Here is a 15,600-nt window from a genome sequence, read left to right on the forward strand (position 1 = left end):
ACCGAGCGAACGAACCGCGCCTACGGCGAGACCCTCCGGGAGCTCAGGATCGCCCCATGTGGCATCCAGGTCGGCTGAGCGTTTGAACCAAGGGGGTTTCGCCGGTGAGGGCTATCGGGATCGTTCACGTGCGGGTGAAGCACGGGTCTCGCCGGCGAATTCGTGGTGCGGAACCGAGCGGCCCAGCACGGTCAGGGCGGGAACCGTGAGGATCGTCGTCACCAGGGCCATCAGAACCATCAGGGAGTAGAAGGTCCGGTCGATCAGGCCCAGGTCCAGGCCGACCGAGACGATGACGATCTCGGTCAGGCCCCGGGTGTTCATCAGGACGGCGGCGGTCAGGGACTGGCCGCGGTCGGCGCCGCAGAGCCGGCCGCCTGCGTACACGCCGAGCGTCTTGGTGACCGTGGCGACCACGACGAGCAGGATCAACGTGAGGATGCCGCCCGCGCCGGTCCCCGCGAGGTTCACCTTCACGCCCGCCACGGCGAAGTACACCGGCAATAGCAGCGCGCCGGTCTGGCGCATCCGCGTGGCGATCCCGTCGCGCAGCGGCTCCGGGAGCGAGCGGGGCATCACCGCGCCGAAGGCGAACGCCCCGAAGATGAAGTGGAGCCCGAGCCACTCCGTAGCGGCGGCCGAGCCCAGCAGGCCCACGGCCAGAACGGGGAACACGAAGGCCGCGCCGCCTGTTTCACGAGACTCGGCACGGCGCAGGAGCACCGCCAGCGAAGGCCGGACCACGAAGACCATCACCCCCGCGTACAGCGGCAGCAGGGCGATCCGCCACGGGACAGCCACCTCCGCGTACGCCACGATCGCGGCCAGGCACACCCAGGCGACCAGATCTCCGACCGCGGCGGCGACGAGGACGACGGCTCCCGTGCGCGACCGGTGCAAGTCCCGGTCGGCGACGATCCGGGCCAGGACGGGAAACGCCGTCACCGACATGGCCACGCCGACGAAGAGGACGAACGCCACCTTGCCGCCGGCGGCATGGGACGGCGCCAGGGGCAGTGCCAGCGCCATGCCGCCGGCCAGCGGGACCAGCGTTCCGCCCACCGCGATGCCGAACGGCAGCCGTCTGCTGCCGCGCGGCAGGACGGCCTCGGTTTCGTAGCCGACCAGGAACATGAAGGTCGCAAGCCCCACCGAGGCCAGGGCCGTCAGGGCCGGGCGCGTGCTGTCGGGCAGCAGGTGCCCGCTCACGGACGCGGGCAGGATCATCGGGCCGAGCAGGATCCCGGTGAGGATCTCCCCCACCACCGGCGGCTGGCCCACACGGGTCAGCGCCGCGCCCAGGAGCCTCGCCGTGCCGACGACGAGGGCCAGGGCCAGGAAGAGGTCGGCTTGGGCGTTACCGGTCACGGGATCGTGGTGACGAACCGGCGGGCGGCCGAGAGCACCCGGCGGTGTGCCTCGTCGCCGCCCACCGAAATACGGACGCCCTGTCCCGGAAAGGCCCTCACCCGCACCCCGGCGGCCAGCGCCGCCGCCCCGAAACGCTCCGCGTCGGCGCCCAGCGGCAGCCACACGAAGTTCGCGTACGAGGGCAGCGGGGTAAGGCCCTGCGCGCGCAGGGCCTCGTACAGCGCCGTCCGGGCGTGCCGTACCGTCTCCATCCGCTCGGCCAGTTGCCGGGGCTGCGCCAGGGAGACGCCTGCCGCGTGTTCGGCCGCGTACGTGACGGAGAACGGCAGTTGGGTCTTGCGGGCCGGACCCGCGACGTCGGGTGCCGCGAACGCGTATCCGGCGCGCAGTCCCGCGAGTCCGTACGCCTTGGAGAAGGTCCTCAGCAGGACGGTCCGGGGTCCGGCACTGCGGTGGTCGAGGTCCTCCACCTCCTGCTTCTCGTCGAACTCCACGTACGCCTGGTCGAGGACCGTCACGACGCGCGGCGGGAAGGCCGCGAGCAGGTCCGTCAGGTCGGAGCGGGTGATGCGGCGGCCGGTGGGGTTGTGCGGGGAGCACAGGATGACCATGCGGGTCCGTGAGGTGACCGCGGCCGCGAACGCCGCCAGGTCATGCTCGCCCGAGGCGGTCAGTGGCACCGGCGTGCCCCGGGCCCCCGCCGTCGCGATCAGGAAGGGATAGGCGTCGAAGCCGGGCCAGGGGTAGAGGACTTCGTCGCCGTGGCCGCACAGCGCGAGCAGCAGCTGCTGGAGCACCGCGCCGCTGCCGGGGCCGACGACGACCTCGTCCGGGTCCACGTCGTAGTGCCGGGCCACGGTGTTCAGCAGGGTGCGTGCCGTGGGGTCCGGGTAGAGGTTGACGCGGCCGCCGCTGTGGCCGAGGGATTCCACCACCGCCGGGAGGGGTGGGAGCGCCAGTTCGTTGTTGGACAGGTCCAGCACACCATCGGCACCCTTGGCCGCCGGGTCGGCGGAACGGTAGGCCGGAAGGCGTGCGAGTTCCTCGGCGCGCGAGGGGGCGGATGGGACTTGGCTCGTGGTCATGAGCGTCCTTGTCGAGTGGTCACTGGTGCGGCCAGGCCGTGAACCGGCGCAGCCCGTAGAGGAGGGGGGTGCCGTCGGCGTGGCTGATGGCTCCGACCTCGCCGAACACCACGGTGTGGTCGCCGACGTCGAGCAGTCCGCTGACCCGGCAGTCGGCCACGGCGAACGCGGCGTCCGCCAGGTGCGGAAGGCCGGAGGGCGAACGGCGCCAGCACACGCGCGAGAAGCGGTCCGGGTCGGGCCCGGCGAACAGTTCGGCCGTACGCTGTCCGCCGCTGTGCAGGAGATTGACGGCGAAGCTTCCGTGTGCGACGACGGCTTCGAGCGTGGCGCTTCCGGCCCGCAGGCTGACGAGCAGCGTGGGCGGGGTCAGGGTGACACTGGCGACCGAGTTGCAGGTCATGCCGCGTGGCAGGCCTTCGGTGTCCAGGGTCGTGACCACCGCGACACCGGTGGGAAAGGAGCTCATCAGGTCGCGGTAGCGCCGCTGATGCGCCAGAGCGGAGATGCCGGTGTGAGCTACGGTGGCCCGGTTCATGAGGCGCCGTGCAGCCGACGCAGCAGTTCGTACGTGGTGGGCAGCGACTCCGCCCAGTCGTGCTGCTTGTGCTTGATGTCGGCGAACAACTGCTCCGCCTGCGCGCGGGATTCGGGCTTGTGCGCCAGCGAGGGCAGGGGGCGCCGGGGCAGCATGCCGAGCCCTGCGAAGATGCAGTAATAGCTGCCGTTCGTCCAGAAGTTGCGGAACTCGGCCTCGAAGTTGCCGTAGTAGGTGCCCTCGTCGCTGATCGGCAGGTTCACCGGCAGCCCGGCCCGGTAGCTCTCCACCTTGTCCTTGATGCCGTCGGCGAGCCGCAGTTCCTTGTTGGCCCGCCAGAAGGGCGTGTCCACGCGCGGCGAGAAGTAGTAGTGGGCCTGGAGAAAGTCCCGGGTGTCGTCGAACATCTCCTGGATCTCGCGGTTGAACCGGTCGACGAGCACCGGGTCGAACCGCCGGTCGGGGAAGTGCTTCGCCAGCATGTGGATGGCCGCGTAGATGAAGTAGATCCCGCTGGACTCCAGGGGCTCCACGAAGCAGGAGGCCAGGCCGACGCTGACGCAGTTGCGCACCCAGGCCCTGCGGTTGCGGCCGACCCGGAAGCGGATGTGGTTGAAGCGGGTCTGCTCGACGTCGAGTCCCCACAGCCTCGCGAAGTCCGCGGTGGCCTCGTCGCGCTCGGCGAAGCGGCTGGAGTAGACGTAGCCGCTGCCGAACCGGCCGAGCATGGGGATCTTCCACGTCCAGCCGGCGGGCATGGCGATGGAGGAGGTGTACGGCTCGACGCCGTTCGCCGCGTCGTCGTGCGGCACGGCGGTGGCCACGGCGCTGTCGCACAGCAGGTGGTCGCTCATGTCCAGGAACGGCTCGCCCATGGCCTGGTTGATGAGCAGCCCACGGAAGCCCGAGCAGTCGATGAAGAGGTCGCCGTCCAGCAGTCGCCCGGACTTCGTGCGCAGGGCGGTGATGAAGCCGTGCTCGTCGCGGAGAGCCTCCGTCATCTCGTCCTCGACGTGCTCGACGGCCTGCTTGGTGACCGCGAAGGTGCACAGGTACGCGGCGACGAGCTGGGCGTCGAAGTGCCAGGCGTAGTTGGTGGCCCGGCGCATGTCGAGCCAGCGGGGCGCCTTGCGGGCGTCCATGATCGGCGTTTCGGTGAAGCAGGCGTAGTCGTACGGCTCGTTCGTCTCGCCGCGCAGTGTCTTGGCCGCCCAGTAGTGCGAGAGCGGTATCTGGTCGGAGGACGGCAGCAGGCCGAAGGGGTGGTGGAAGACGTCGGGCCGTCCGTCCACGGTGCGCGGGCCGGGGCTGCCGTCGCCGGGGGTGCGCCAGTTGATGAACTTGACGGCCATCTTGTAGCTGGCGTTGCACTCGCGCATCCACTCCTCCTCGGGGATGCCGAGGTAGTCGAAGAAGGCGCGCTGCAGATTGGGGATGGTGGCCTCGCCGACCCCGATGCGCGGGATGGCCGGCGCCTCCAGAACGGTGATCTGCACGGTGTTCTGCAGGGCCTTGCCGAGGTAGGCCGCGGTCATCCAGCCGGCGGTGCCGCCGCCGAGTATGACGACCTTCCTGATCCGGTGGTCCTGGCCGCTCTGCGGGCGTTCGTCCGTACACTTGCTCATGGTGTGATGTCCTGACTCGGTTGATTCCGAAGGAAGTTGAGTGTCCGTCAGTTGACGAGTCCACGGGCGCGCAGGTCCGTGACGACGGCGTCGGGCAGCCTCGCGGCGCGCACCTGGCCGGGAGAGAACGAGAGGGGCACGCTCTGCTCGAAGGCGAAGACCCCGTCGGGGTCGTAGCGGCGCTTGACCTCCATGAGGCGCGGCAGGCTGTCCCCGTAGTAGGCGTACGGCCAGTCGGCCAGGTCCCGGTCGGGGCTGTTGACATAGGCCCCTCCGGTCATGAACGGGAGCATCTCCGCACGGGTGCCGGCCAGCCAGTCCAGGTGCTCGCCGTCGCCCCCGGCATCGCCCCAGTGACCCAGGTACTCCACGCACAGGAAGGCGCCGCGGTGCGCGAAGGCGGAGTGGTCGGGCGGCACGTCGGCCAGGACGGCGCCGCCCATGGCGTAGAGGCCGGTCTTCACCCCCGAAGGCGCCTTCTCGTGCCGCCGTTCCAGGGTGCGCAGGGCCTCGGAGCCGAGCGGCCCGGCCGCGAGCGCCGGGGTGAACTTGGCGCGAATGGAGGGCACTCGGTCGGTCCAGGTGCCGATGCTCTCCCCGTACGGCAGGGTGCGAACGGACCGGGTGCGCGGCGGGCGGGCTTGGGCCAGCGGCCGCAGCAGCACGTCCAGCTCGTCGGCGGGGCCTTCGAACAGGCCGGTGGTGAGGGCCCTGTCGACGGAGGCCGGGAACAGGTTGAAGCGCGCGTTGACGCGGGAGTCCGCGTGTCGGATCCAGTGCTGCCAGGCGTCGAGGGCGGCGATGGCATCGGCCGCGCCCCACTCCAGGGAGAACAGGGTGACGTCGGCGATGGGCCGCATCGCGAAGGTGTAGGAGGTGACGACCCCGAAGTTGCCGCCGCCTCCGCCGCGCGAGGCCCACAGCAGGTCCGGGTGATGGTGCTCGTCGACGTCGAGGCTCGCGCCATGGGCGTCGACGAGGGTGAGGCCCAGGAGGTGGTCGATGAGCAGACCTCGCGAGCGCACCAGCATCCCTATGCCGCCGCCCATCACATGGCCGCCGATACGGATGTCGGGGCAGACCCCGGCGGGGATCGTGCGGCCGAGCGCCCACAGGGCCTCGTACGCCTCGCCGAGCAGGACACCGGGGCCGAGCACGGCCCGGGTCCGGTCGCTGTCGACGGCCAGCGAGGCCAGCCGTGACACATCGATGACGAGGCCGTCGTCCAGGGCGCTGAAGCCCTCGCTGCTGTGGCCGCCGGAGCGGATGCGGAAGGGGAGGCCGTGGTCGCGGGCGAAGCCGACGGCCGCTGCGGTCTGCTCGCTGTCGCGGGGGTAGGCGATGGCTCGGGGCCGGTAGTCGAACCGTTCGTTCCACACCCGTCGCGCCGAGTCGTACCGGGCGTCGGCGGCTGTCACCACGGTGCCCATCTCGCGGGGAAAGGTGCCCATCACGCGGTGCCTTCGTGGCCGCGCGCGAAGAACCTGATGGCGAGTTTCGCCGTCGGGGCCTCCTCGGTCCGGGGCGGCCGCCAGGCGGCGAACGTGTGGGTGACCCCGCCGCCGCGGCTCTCCAGGTAACAGATGACGTTCAGTGGCCAGCCCGCGTTGCGGAAGAGGTACTCGTCCATGCGGCTGGGGTTCTCACTGAGGTTCTCCGTGCCGCGCTCGTGCGGGGGACCCACGCGGTGCCAGTCGGGGTGCATGTGGACCGAGCCGAGCATGTCCAGGCCGTCGTCCTCGAACTCCCGCACCACCTTGAGGAGTTGGCGCGAATCGCACCAAAAGCCCCGCTCTCCGTCGTCGTACTGCTTGCCGAAGCGGGGCACTATGTTTCGCTCGAACTCCTCCAGGGGCACCTGGTCGACGGCACGGACATTGGCCGCGAAGGCGACGCGGCGCACGACGAGCGCGTCGTCCTCCAGGGTTCCGCCGAGCAGACCGAAGCTGTTGGGGCGGTGCAGTCGTGAACCGCCCGCCGCCACCGAGGCGAGGCCGAGGCGGTACTGGGCGACGGCGTCCTCCACGAACTCGGTGAAGACGTCCGCGTCCGCGACCATCGTCTCGACGCTGTCGAAGGGATTCTCGGCAGGTGTCCGGTGTTCTTGCGTGGGTGCTGTGCGCGCGTGCGCCGTGCCGGCTTCGGGCATGGCGGCGCTCCTTTCCATGGGTACAGCGAGCATGCGGATGTGTGAACGGAGTGGGGCGGCGTCAGACGATGCCGCCGTTGGCGCGGACGACCTGGCCGTTGATCCAGCCGCCCTGCGGTCCGGTCAGGAAGGCCACCACGTCGGCGATGTCCTCCGGGCGGCCGATCCGGCCGAGCGGTACCTGGCGGGCCAGGGCGTCGAGGTCCTCGGCGGTTCTCCCGCGCAGGAACAGTTCCGTGCCGGTCGGGCCGGGGGCGACGGCGTTGACCGTGATGCCGCGTCCGGCCAGTTCCCGGGCGAGCTGCCGGGTCAGCGCCTCGACCGCGGTCTTGGCCGCGTTGTAGACGGCCTGGCCCGGTACGCCCAGGGCCGCCGCCGAGCTGGACACGGTCACGATGCGGCCACCGGGGCGCAGGTGCCGTGCCGCGGCACGCAGCAGGTAGCCGGTGCCCAGCAGGTTCACCTCCACGACGCGGCGCACGTCCTCGTCGTCCATGTCGGCGAGCGGGCCGCGCCGGCGGGCATGGGCGCCGGCACAGCCGACGACCACGTCCACGCCGCCGTACGCCTCCTCGGCCCGCGCGAACAGCGCCTCGGCCGTCTCGGGCCGGGCGATGTCACCGCACACCAGCCGGACCCGGGCGGCGGTGGTCTTCTCGACGTCGTCCGCCAACTCCTGTGCCGCCAGGGCGTCCTGGGCGTAGCCGACGACGAGGTCGGCTCCCTCGGCGGCGAGGCGACGTGAGACGGACGCGCCGATGCCGCGGCTGCCGCCGGTCACGAGCGCGACCGTGCGCGGGGTGTCGGTGGCCATCATTCGCCCTCCCGTATCTCGCCGAGCGCGGCCCGGCCAAGCTCGGACCACCGTGAGGCCTCGGCGCCCGCGAAGCGCTCCCCGTACGCCTCCAGGAACTTGACGCGCTCGGGCACGGGGTCGTCGACGCGGTTGAGGAAGGGGAGGTCGGAGTCGACCATGTGCCGGATCGCGAGCAGCGGCACCGGGCTACGCAGCGGCCGGAAGCCCGGGTTGTGCAGGCCGCCCTGGTCACTGCGCGGATGGAACTTGCCGATCATCAGGCCGGAGGCGACGAAGTCGCCCTTGAGCCTGCGGTGCGTCTCGTCGACGACGACGGGCGCGTCCTCCTCGCTGACATCGGGCAGGATCACCAGGATCGCCTTGTCCAGAGTGCCCGGCCCGCTGGTCGGTTCGGTCTCCAGGAAGACCGTGCGGTACGCGGCGATGGTGGCGTCGATGTCCTCGACCGCCCGGCCCCGGGTGCGGACCACGGTGAAGCCGATCCGGTCCAGGGCCAGGGCCCGCGGGAGGAAGGGGCACACCGAGCCGCCGCGGCCGAGGTCGGGATGCGGCCGGCACAGGAACTCCTCGCACCAGGCGGCGATGCGTTCCATGACGGGCAGGTCGGCGGCCAGCCGGAGCAGGTCGTCCGAAGTGTAGGGCGGATGTGGTCGTGTGGTCTCGTTCATGCGGTCCCCGTTGTGAAGGTCACCAGGTGACGGGCAGTGCGGCCAGGGCATGGGTGACCATGGCGGGCTGCCACGGCACGTCCTCGGCCGAGCCGTCCAGACGCAGCCCCGGTACGCCGCGTACCAACGCGGCGAGGGCCTCCTGGAGTTGGATGCGTGCCAGCGGCGCGCCGATGCAGTAGTGCGCTCCCTTGCCGAAGCCCAGGTGCCCGGTCGCGGGGCGGTGGATGTCGAATCGGTCCGGATCGGCGAACTGCCCGTCGTCCCGGTGCGCCGAGGAGATCACCGGCATCACGCCCCGTCCTTGGCACACCGGGCCCGACGGCAGGTCGACGTCCTCGGTGGCCACTCGCAGGAAGCCCACGTCGGCCGGGAAGTCGTGGCGCACGATCTCCTCGACGGCCGCCGGCACCAGCGTGGGATCCGCCACCAGGTCCTCGTACTGTTCGCGGTGGCGCAGCAGGGTGAACGTGCCGCGTCCGATGGTGGTCATGGTCGTCTCGTGTCCGGCGAGCAGCAACGAGCGTGCGGTGTCGATGAGTTCGGCCTCGGTCAGCCGCTCGCCGTCCTCCTGGGCCGCGATCATGGCGTCGAGGAGGTCGGTGCCGGGTTCGCGGCGATGGCGGGCGACGAGCTCGCGCAGGTAGGTGTAGAACTCGTCGCGCCCTCGGGCGCGTTCGGCGGCGCGCTCGGGCCCGATGGTCATCGCCGCCTCGGACCAGCGGCGGAACTGTTCGAGGTCGCCGTCGGCGACGCCGAGGATCTCCGCGATGACCCGGATCGGCAACGGCCGTGCGAGTGAGGCCATCAGGTCGGCGGGCGGCCCGGCTTCGACCATGGTGTCGACGAGTTCCCGCACGACGGAGCGGATGCGCGGGCGCCATTCCTCACTGCTCCGCACAGAGAACGTGCGGGCGAGGATACGGCGCAGCCGGGTGTGGCGTGGTGGGTCGAGGTTGATCAGGGTGTCGCGGTCTTCCGACATGTCGGCGTCGGGCTGCAGCCGGGGCATGCCGGGGCGGTTCAGATCGCGGCTGAAGCGCGGGTCGGTGAGCACCGCCTCGACGTCGGCGTAGCGCACCGCGACGTGGACGACGTCGCCGCTGGGCAGTACGGCATCCCCCAGGGGCTCGTGGGCCCGCCGCCTGGCACAGCTGCGGGGAACTTCACCCAGGGGCTCGTCGGGGAACGGAAAGGGTTCCGGTGTCATGACTCAGTCCTCGAAGGTGAGCAGCGGGACGTCCCACAGGTCGGTGTGGACCGGGCGGCGCATCTCCGGCGTCAGGACTTCGACGACCAGCATCTCGGTGAGGTACTGGACCGTGGCCGATATGAGGTGGCTGGAGTACGCGAGTGCCGCGTGCTGTTTCAGCCCGACGGTGACGTGGACGTGCGGAACGATGGCGTCGTTGTCCGGATCGTAGGAGAAGGTGCCGCACCCCATCGCCTCGACCTTCTCCAGATGGACGGGGAGACGCACTGGTGCTTCGGGGTCCTCGACGCGTTGACAGGTGCCCGCGATCTCGGTCTCGGCGAAAGCAGCGAGGAACATGGGGACATAGCCCTGGCGGACGTCGTGCTCGCGACAGAAGTCGGCCAGGGCGGGCAGGAACTCCTCGCCGTGGTCGAAGTTGACGCCGAAGGTCCGGCCGGTCTTCAACTCATGGGTACGCATGGAGGTCACTTCCGTAGCAGAAGGCAGGTGGGTGGGCGGAGAGGGTCGGGGCAGGGCGTCGTCACAGGGCGACGCGCAGGTCCTGGGAGGTCAGCCAGGCGTTCAGATCCAGGACCATCTCCAGGCTGATGCGCGTCAGGGTGGACGCGGTGGCCTGAGGCGGGGTGGCCAGCAGGGCCTTGACGGCCTGGGTGTCGAGCAGCGGCAGGACGGGGGCGGTGCCGTCGGCGACCAGGTCGGCCAGGAGAGCCCGCAGAGCCATGCCGTAGGCGGGGTCCTGCGTGGCCGGGTAGGGGCTCTTTCGCCGTTCGAGCACCGAGGCGGGCAGCAGGTCGCGGCAAGCGGCGCGCAGCAAGCTCTTCTCCCGCCCGTCGTAGGTCTTCATCGACCACGGCGTGTTGAAGACGTACTCGACCAGCCGGTGGTCGCAGAACGGCACCCGCACCTCCAGGCCGTGTGCCATGCTCAGCCGGTCCTTGCGGTCGAGCAGCATCGTCACGAACCGCGTGAGGTGGAGGTACGAGACTTCTCGCATCCGGCGTTCGCGCCCGTCGGCGCCGGCGACGTGCGGAACCTCGGCCAACGCCTCCTGGTAGCGGTCGTGTTCGTAACCGGTGATGTCGAGTTGCTCCCGCAGCCCCAGGTCGAGGAGGTTCTCGGGGCGCTGCTGCCGCATCATGACGACCAGCCACGGGAACGTCCGGGCGGCCACGGCCTCCGGCAGGTGGAACCAGGCGTACCCACCGAACACCTCGTCGGCGGACTCCCCCGAGAGCGCGACCGTCGAGTGTCCGCGGATCGCCTGGAACAGCAGGTGGAGCGAGGTGTTCATGTCCCCGCTGAACTGTGGGTACTCCCAGGCTCGCACCACATCGGAGCGCAGCGAGGGCAAGGCCAGTCCGGCGGTGTCCAGGACGATGTCGGTGTGGTCGGGCCGCAGGTGCCGCACGACGTCCCGCACATAGGGGCCGTCGGGCGAGCCGCGCATGCCGTCGTCCTCGAAGTGGTCGGCGTATCCGTCGAAGTCCACGGCGAAGGAGCGGAGTTCGCCGTGGCGCGCCCCCAGCGCCGTGATCGCGCTGGAGTCGAGACCCCCCGAGAGCAGGCTGCACAGGGGTACGTCAGCGACGAGTTGCCGTTCGACGATGTCTTCGAGGAGTCCCCGCACCGTCTCGATGGTGGTGTCGAGGTCGTCGGTGTGCTCCTGGGCTTCCAGGGTCCAGTAGCGCCGGGCGGACAGGCCGGCCCGCCCGAACCGCAGCAGCTGCCCGGGGCGCAGCTCGTGCAGGCCCCGGTACACGGACCGCCCGGGTGTCTGGGCGATGGTGAGGATTTCCCGCAGGCCGTCGGCGTCCACAGCACGCGGGACTCGCGGATGGGCCAGGATCGCCTTCGGTTCCGACCCGAACAGCAGCCCCCCGCCCGGTGGTTGGCAGTAGAAGAGCGGCTTGACGCCCATCCGGTCCCGTACCAGCAGGAGTTCCTCGGTGCGTGCGTCCCATACGGCAAAGGCGTACATGCCGTTCAGCCGCTGCGCGACGCCCTCGCCCCACTCCATGTACCCCCGCAACACCACCTCGGTGTCGCTCCGCGTACGGAACCGGTGTCCCTTCGCCTCCAGTTCGGCCCGCAACTCGCGGAAGTTGTACACCTCTCCGCTGTAGGTCAGGACCACCCCGCTCTCGGTGGTCATCGGCTGGCGCCCGCCCTCGATGTCGATCACTGCGAGGCGCCGGTGGCCCAGCGCGGCATGCGGCCCCAGCCACACCCCCGCGCCGTCGGGCCCCCGAGGCGCGAGCGTCGCGGTCATGGCGGACGCGACAGCTCCCTCCTCACTCAAGTCCCGTTCGAAGTCGATCCAGCCCGCGATACCGCACATACAACCGTCCATTCGTCAGTTCCGGCGCAGTGCGCATTTCCGCAACGCGGCGGAAATTGCGTGTTCATGTCGCGTCTACGTGGATGCCCATGACAACGCACGGAATTCTGACGGGGGCAGTTCATGCCATGCCCGCGATGTCCTCTCGGATCTGGTGATATCCGCCCCCGTGGAATCGGTTTCGACCCTAGCAAGGCAATCTGGAAGGTTGTCCGCGAAAGAAACGGATCGCGCCAGGATCAACAGGCATCCGGGGGGCATGAAACAGAAAACCGGTATATGGGATTCAGGCATGCGCGGCGGTGCTCGGATGGTGTCGCCTCGACATCTACCGACACCGAGTCGGTTACCTCAGGGACAGAAGCGGGCAGGGAAACATGGCTCTACCAGGCGCCAGGCGTGCAGAGTTGGCCGAAGAATCCCCCGCTCCGTAATTCGAGAGCACGCAAGTGGCTCTTGGGTTTGCCATATTCGTCGACTGTGTACAAAACCGCGCGAGCAGGCGTTTCTCATCAGCCACTGGGGATTCCTGATCAGGGTGACTTCGACGGAGCACCCTGGCTTGCAGCGAACTTCCGGTCAGCTATCCGGAGGGCCCCGCTCGGGGACGGCGCCTACGGCATGCCGGGAAGCCGGACCGTGACGAAGAGACCGCCGGCGGGGCCGGGGGCGAGGTCGAGGGTTCCGTCGTGGGCGCGGACGATGCTCTGCACGATGGCCAGGCCGAGACCGACGCCGGCGTGCTCGTCGGTGCGTACGCGTTCCGTTCCGCGCCGGAAGGGTTCGGTGAGGGTCGGCACCAGTTCCGGCGGGAGCCGGCGGCCCGTGTTCTCGACCCGCAGCACGCTCACGTCGCCGTGCGCCTCGGTGTGGACCGTCACGGTTCCGCCGGTGGGGAGGTTGTGGACGATGGCGTTCTGGACGAGGTTCGTCACCATCCTCAGCAGGAGCTCCGCGGAGCCGCTCGTCCGGGCCGCCCCGCCGGTGACGTCGAGCATGATCCGGCGCTGTTCGGCGAGGGGAAGCAGCGTTTCGGCGGCTTCTTCGGCGATGAGGGAGAGGTCGACGTCCTCGCTGGTGAAATTCCCGCGGTCGCCGCGGCTGAGCAGGAGGAGGGCCTCGGTGAGGTCGATCGCCCGCGCATTGACGGCGTGTAGGCGTTCGATGAGTTCGCCGCGGTCCCGCGTGGGGTCCTTTCGGGCGACGTCGAGGAGCGTCCGCGAGATCGCCAGTGGGGTGCGCAATTCGTGGGAGGCGTTCGCGGCGAACCTCTGCTGCTCGGCGACGTGGGACTCGAGTTGTTCAAGCATCGAGTCGAACGTGTCGGAGAGTTCACGGAATTCGTCCTGGCGGCCCTTCATGCGGATCCGGTGGGACAGCGACCCGCTCCCGGCCCTCCGCGCCGCATCCGTGATCTGTGTGAGGGGTGCGAGCATCCGGCCCGCGAGGATCCACCCTCCCACGAGGCCGAGCACCAGCAGGAATGCCAGCACTGCCGCTGCCTTCGGAGCGAAAACATGCAGGAGGTTGGACCGGATGGGAAAGACACCATGGGCGGGGGCGGTGTCGGAGGAGACGAGGAGCGCACGCTCGGGGACGTAGCGCAGGAGGAACAGCCACACCGCCGCAAGCAGCAGGACGCCGGCGACCATGAGGAATCCGGCGTAGCTGAGGGTGAGCTTGAAGCGAATGCTCAGCCCGGGCGCTCTATCCACGGTCTCCTCCCTCGTGGCCGGCCTCCGGTTGCGTGTCGATCCGGTAGCCGACGCCGGGCACCGTCGCGATGATCCACGGTTCGCCGAGCCGTTTGCGCAGTGCGGAGACGGTGATGCGCACGGCGTTGGTGAGGGGGTCGGCGTTCTCGTCCCAGGCCCGTTCAAGGAGCTCTTCGGCGCTGACGACCCCGCCCTCGGCGGCGACGAGGACTTCGAGGACGGCGAACTGTTTGCGGGTGAGCGCGACGTAGCGTCCGTCGCGGAACACCTCCCGGCGGAAGGGGTCGAGCCGCAGGCCCGCGATCTCGCGGACCGGGGGCCGGGCGTACGCGCGTCTGCGGTCGAGCGCCCTCAGCCGCAGGACGAGCTCCCGCAGCTCGAACGGTTTGGTGAGGTAGTCGTCGGCGCCGAGTTCGAACCCGGATGCCTTGTCGTCGATCCGGTCGGCGGCGGTGAGCATGAGGATCGGGATGCCGCTGCCGGAGGCGACGATGCGCCGGGCGACCTCGTCGCCGGAGGGGCCGGGGATGTCGCGGTCGAGGACCGCGAGGTCGTAGGTGTTGACGCTGAGCAGTTCCAGGGCCGAGTTGCCGTCGCCGGCGATGTCGGCGGCGATCGCCTCAAGCCGCAGACCGTCACGGACGGCTTCGGCCAGGTAGGGCTCGTCCTCCACGATCAGTACGCGCATGTCCGAAGCCTAAGCAGCCGGTGCCTGCGTCGGCAGGGAGCGAGGCCGGTCCGACGACGCCGGCACCGTGGTACGCCACCAGCGGCGCGACGCCAGCCCGGCCAGCAGGGCGCCGGTGGCGTTGACCAGTACATCGTCCACGGAGGACACCCGGTCCAGTTGCAGGACGTACTGTGCGGTTTCGACCAGCGCCGAGCAGCCCGCCCCGAGCGCCAGGATCCGCGGCGCGGATGCCAGCGCCGCGAACCGCATCGGGGCGAAGAACCCCAGCGCCGCGAAGATCAGAAGGTTGCCGACGATTCCGACCGGCCCCATCGTGACCAGGTCCCGCAGCGGTACCAGGCTCACCCGGGCGGGGGCGGTGCCGGCCGCGGCGCCCGGCATCATGGTCAGCCACAGGAACGGCACCGTCCCGTACACCATGCCCACCTCGGCCAGCGACCTCCGCCACGCCCAGGTGGCACCGGCGGCACGCCGACTGTGCGCCAGAGCCCACACCACCAGCGCGGCCAACGGCAGCCCGACCAACGTCATGAGCACCACACCGTTGAACGTGTCGAAGCAGCCGTGCCACTGCCCGGCCATGCACCTCGGAGCGGACATCATGAGCGGCCGCCGCACGACGAACACGGCGCCCGTCACGCCCAGGATCGCCAGGCCGAGGAACACGGTCCTGCGCATGCGGCGGAGCAGCGCCGACAGGGTTGTGGTGTGGTTCATGCCCCCATTGGAGACGGCGGGCCGTTGCGACGGCGTATGCGATTTTCGATACGCCCGCGATACACGGATTCCCGGGCGACCGCATCCTCGCAGGGCAGCTCACGCCCGTCGCCGAGCCGCTCGGGCCACTTGTCCCGGGACGCGGGCCACCCGGAAACCGTGGCCGCAGGCGGCGTCCACCGGTGGGTGCGCGGCACCTGGAGCCAGTCGGCGCAGATGTCACCGACGAGGTGGCGGATGAGTGCGGAGACGACCGGGTCGAAGAAGGTGCCGGGCACGATCTCCTCGTAGAGGTCGATGAGTTGCCGGGTGAGGTGAGCACCCTCGTCGCACGGTCCCCATGTGCCGGACCATGTACGGGTCGAGGAACTGGCGTGCTTCCCCAAGGGACTTGGGGACGGCGTCCTGGTCGACGCCGAGCATGGCACCGACCACGCGCCAGGCGTAGTAGTACGCTTCCGCGCCTTCCGTCGACATGGGGATGCCGAGTCGGTGCAGGCTGTCCAGGACCAGCAGGGAGAAGAACATCTGCCCGCCGATCATGTCCTCCTGGCAGATCGGCGTTCCGTATGTGCCGGTGTCCCAGCGGTTCTCACGCTTGAGGTGGTGGCGGATGGAGGCGTGCAGGAGGCGGACCTTCTGGGCGGCGGGGATGAAGCGGCTGTCGGCC

14 protein-coding genes and 1 pseudogene are annotated in these 15,600 nt (G+C 70.1%); all 15 read right to left on the minus strand.

Going from position 1 to position 15,600, the window contains the following annotated elements; genetic code table 11:
* Positions 1–111: 111 nt before the first annotated feature.
* Positions 112–1,368 carry a cation:proton antiporter domain-containing protein gene (locus ACSHXC_RS01225; RefSeq protein ID WP_438289709.1) on the minus strand — a complete coding sequence of 419 codons (1,257 nt, stop codon included), beginning with the start codon at positions 1,366–1,368 and terminating at the stop codon, positions 112–114.
* A complete protein-coding gene (locus ACSHXC_RS01230; protein ID WP_438289711.1) occupies positions 1,365–2,456 on the minus strand; it encodes an aminotransferase class I/II-fold pyridoxal phosphate-dependent enzyme in 1,092 nt (363 codons plus the stop codon). The genes ACSHXC_RS01225 and ACSHXC_RS01230 overlap by 4 nt, the downstream gene beginning before the upstream one ends.
* Positions 2,457–2,475: 19 nt before the next feature.
* Entirely contained in the window at positions 2,476–2,925 is a 450-nt protein-coding gene (locus ACSHXC_RS01235; protein WP_438289712.1) for a flavin reductase family protein, read from the minus strand.
* 65 nt (positions 2,926–2,990) lie between these two features.
* Positions 2,991–4,619: a tryptophan halogenase family protein gene (locus tag ACSHXC_RS01240; RefSeq protein ID WP_438289713.1), complete on the minus strand. Its 1,629-nt coding sequence runs from the start codon at positions 4,617–4,619 to the stop codon at positions 2,991–2,993.
* A 47-nt stretch (positions 4,620–4,666) separates the two neighbouring features.
* Positions 4,667–6,070 carry an FAD-binding oxidoreductase gene (locus ACSHXC_RS01245; RefSeq protein ID WP_438289714.1) on the minus strand — a complete coding sequence of 468 codons (1,404 nt, stop codon included), beginning with the start codon at positions 6,068–6,070 and terminating at the stop codon, positions 4,667–4,669.
* The gene (locus tag ACSHXC_RS01250; RefSeq protein ID WP_438289715.1) at positions 6,070–6,768 is read right to left on the minus strand and encodes a hypothetical protein; all 699 of its coding nucleotides are present in this window, start codon (positions 6,766–6,768) and stop codon (positions 6,070–6,072) included. Before ACSHXC_RS01250 ends, ACSHXC_RS01245 begins: the two co-directional genes overlap by 1 nt.
* A 61-nt stretch (positions 6,769–6,829) precedes the next feature.
* On the minus strand, positions 6,830–7,582 hold the full coding sequence (locus ACSHXC_RS01255) for an SDR family oxidoreductase (protein ID WP_438289716.1): 753 nt from the start codon (positions 7,580–7,582) through the stop codon (positions 6,830–6,832).
* Positions 7,582–8,253, minus strand: coding sequence for a DUF6875 domain-containing protein (locus ACSHXC_RS01260; protein WP_438289717.1), 672 nt, complete (start codon positions 8,251–8,253; stop codon positions 7,582–7,584). Before ACSHXC_RS01260 ends, ACSHXC_RS01255 begins: the two co-directional genes overlap by 1 nt.
* 19 nt (positions 8,254–8,272) lie before the next feature.
* On the minus strand, positions 8,273–9,463 hold the full coding sequence (locus ACSHXC_RS01265) for a cytochrome P450 (RefSeq protein ID WP_438289718.1): 1,191 nt from the start codon (positions 9,461–9,463) through the stop codon (positions 8,273–8,275).
* A 3-nt stretch (positions 9,464–9,466) separates the two neighbouring features.
* Positions 9,467–9,928, minus strand: a complete 462-nt coding sequence (locus ACSHXC_RS01270; protein WP_438296378.1) for a PPC domain-containing DNA-binding protein — start codon at positions 9,926–9,928, stop codon at positions 9,467–9,469.
* Between the two features lie 61 nt (positions 9,929–9,989).
* Complete coding sequence (asnB, locus tag ACSHXC_RS01275) at positions 9,990–11,807, minus strand: asparagine synthase (glutamine-hydrolyzing) (protein WP_438289719.1); 1,818 nt, start codon at positions 11,805–11,807, stop codon at positions 9,990–9,992.
* A gap of 614 nt (positions 11,808–12,421) precedes the next feature.
* A complete protein-coding gene (locus ACSHXC_RS01280; protein ID WP_438289720.1) occupies positions 12,422–13,522 on the minus strand; it encodes a sensor histidine kinase in 1,101 nt (366 codons plus the stop codon).
* Complete coding sequence (locus ACSHXC_RS01285) at positions 13,515–14,210, minus strand: response regulator transcription factor (RefSeq protein ID WP_438289721.1); 696 nt, start codon at positions 14,208–14,210, stop codon at positions 13,515–13,517. Before ACSHXC_RS01285 ends, ACSHXC_RS01280 begins: the two co-directional genes overlap by 8 nt.
* A gap of 9 nt (positions 14,211–14,219) precedes the next feature.
* Positions 14,220–14,930, minus strand: a complete 711-nt coding sequence (locus tag ACSHXC_RS01290; RefSeq protein ID WP_438289722.1) for a VanZ family protein — start codon at positions 14,928–14,930, stop codon at positions 14,220–14,222.
* Between the two features lie 185 nt (positions 14,931–15,115).
* A pseudogene (locus ACSHXC_RS01295) lies at positions 15,116–15,599 on the minus strand (oxygenase MpaB family protein); the annotation flags it as partial.
* Position 15,600 lies beyond the last annotated feature (1 nt).

Source organism: Streptomyces sp. HUAS TT7 (assembly GCF_051550175.1).
Lineage (GTDB): Bacteria > Actinomycetota > Actinomycetes > Streptomycetales > Streptomycetaceae > Streptomyces.

Coding starts and splice junctions, on each gene's coding strand:
- ACSHXC_RS01230 (WP_438289711.1), bottom strand. CDS start 2,456: ATGACCACGAGCCAAGTCCCATCCGCCCCCTCGCGCGCCGAGGAACTC.
- ACSHXC_RS01235 (WP_438289712.1), bottom strand. CDS start 2,925: ATGAGCTCCTTTCCCACCGGTGTCGCGGTGGTCACGACCCTGGACACC.
- ACSHXC_RS01240 (WP_438289713.1), bottom strand. CDS start 4,619: ATGAGCAAGTGTACGGACGAACGCCCGCAGAGCGGCCAGGACCACCGG.
- ACSHXC_RS01245 (WP_438289714.1), bottom strand. CDS start 6,070: ATGGGCACCTTTCCCCGCGAGATGGGCACCGTGGTGACAGCCGCCGAC.
- ACSHXC_RS01250 (WP_438289715.1), bottom strand. CDS start 6,768: ATGCCCGAAGCCGGCACGGCGCACGCGCGCACAGCACCCACGCAAGAA.
- ACSHXC_RS01255 (WP_438289716.1), bottom strand. CDS start 7,582: ATGGCCACCGACACCCCGCGCACGGTCGCGCTCGTGACCGGCGGCAGC.
- ACSHXC_RS01260 (WP_438289717.1), bottom strand. CDS start 8,253: ATGAACGAGACCACACGACCACATCCGCCCTACACTTCGGACGACCTG.
- ACSHXC_RS01265 (WP_438289718.1), bottom strand. CDS start 9,463: ATGACACCGGAACCCTTTCCGTTCCCCGACGAGCCCCTGGGTGAAGTT.
- ACSHXC_RS01270 (WP_438296378.1), bottom strand. CDS start 9,928: ATGCGTACCCATGAGTTGAAGACCGGCCGGACCTTCGGCGTCAACTTC.
- asnB (WP_438289719.1), bottom strand. CDS start 11,807: ATGTGCGGTATCGCGGGCTGGATCGACTTCGAACGGGACTTGAGTGAG.
- ACSHXC_RS01285 (WP_438289721.1), bottom strand. CDS start 14,210: ATGCGCGTACTGATCGTGGAGGACGAGCCCTACCTGGCCGAAGCCGTC.
- ACSHXC_RS01290 (WP_438289722.1), bottom strand. CDS start 14,930: ATGAACCACACCACAACCCTGTCGGCGCTGCTCCGCCGCATGCGCAGG.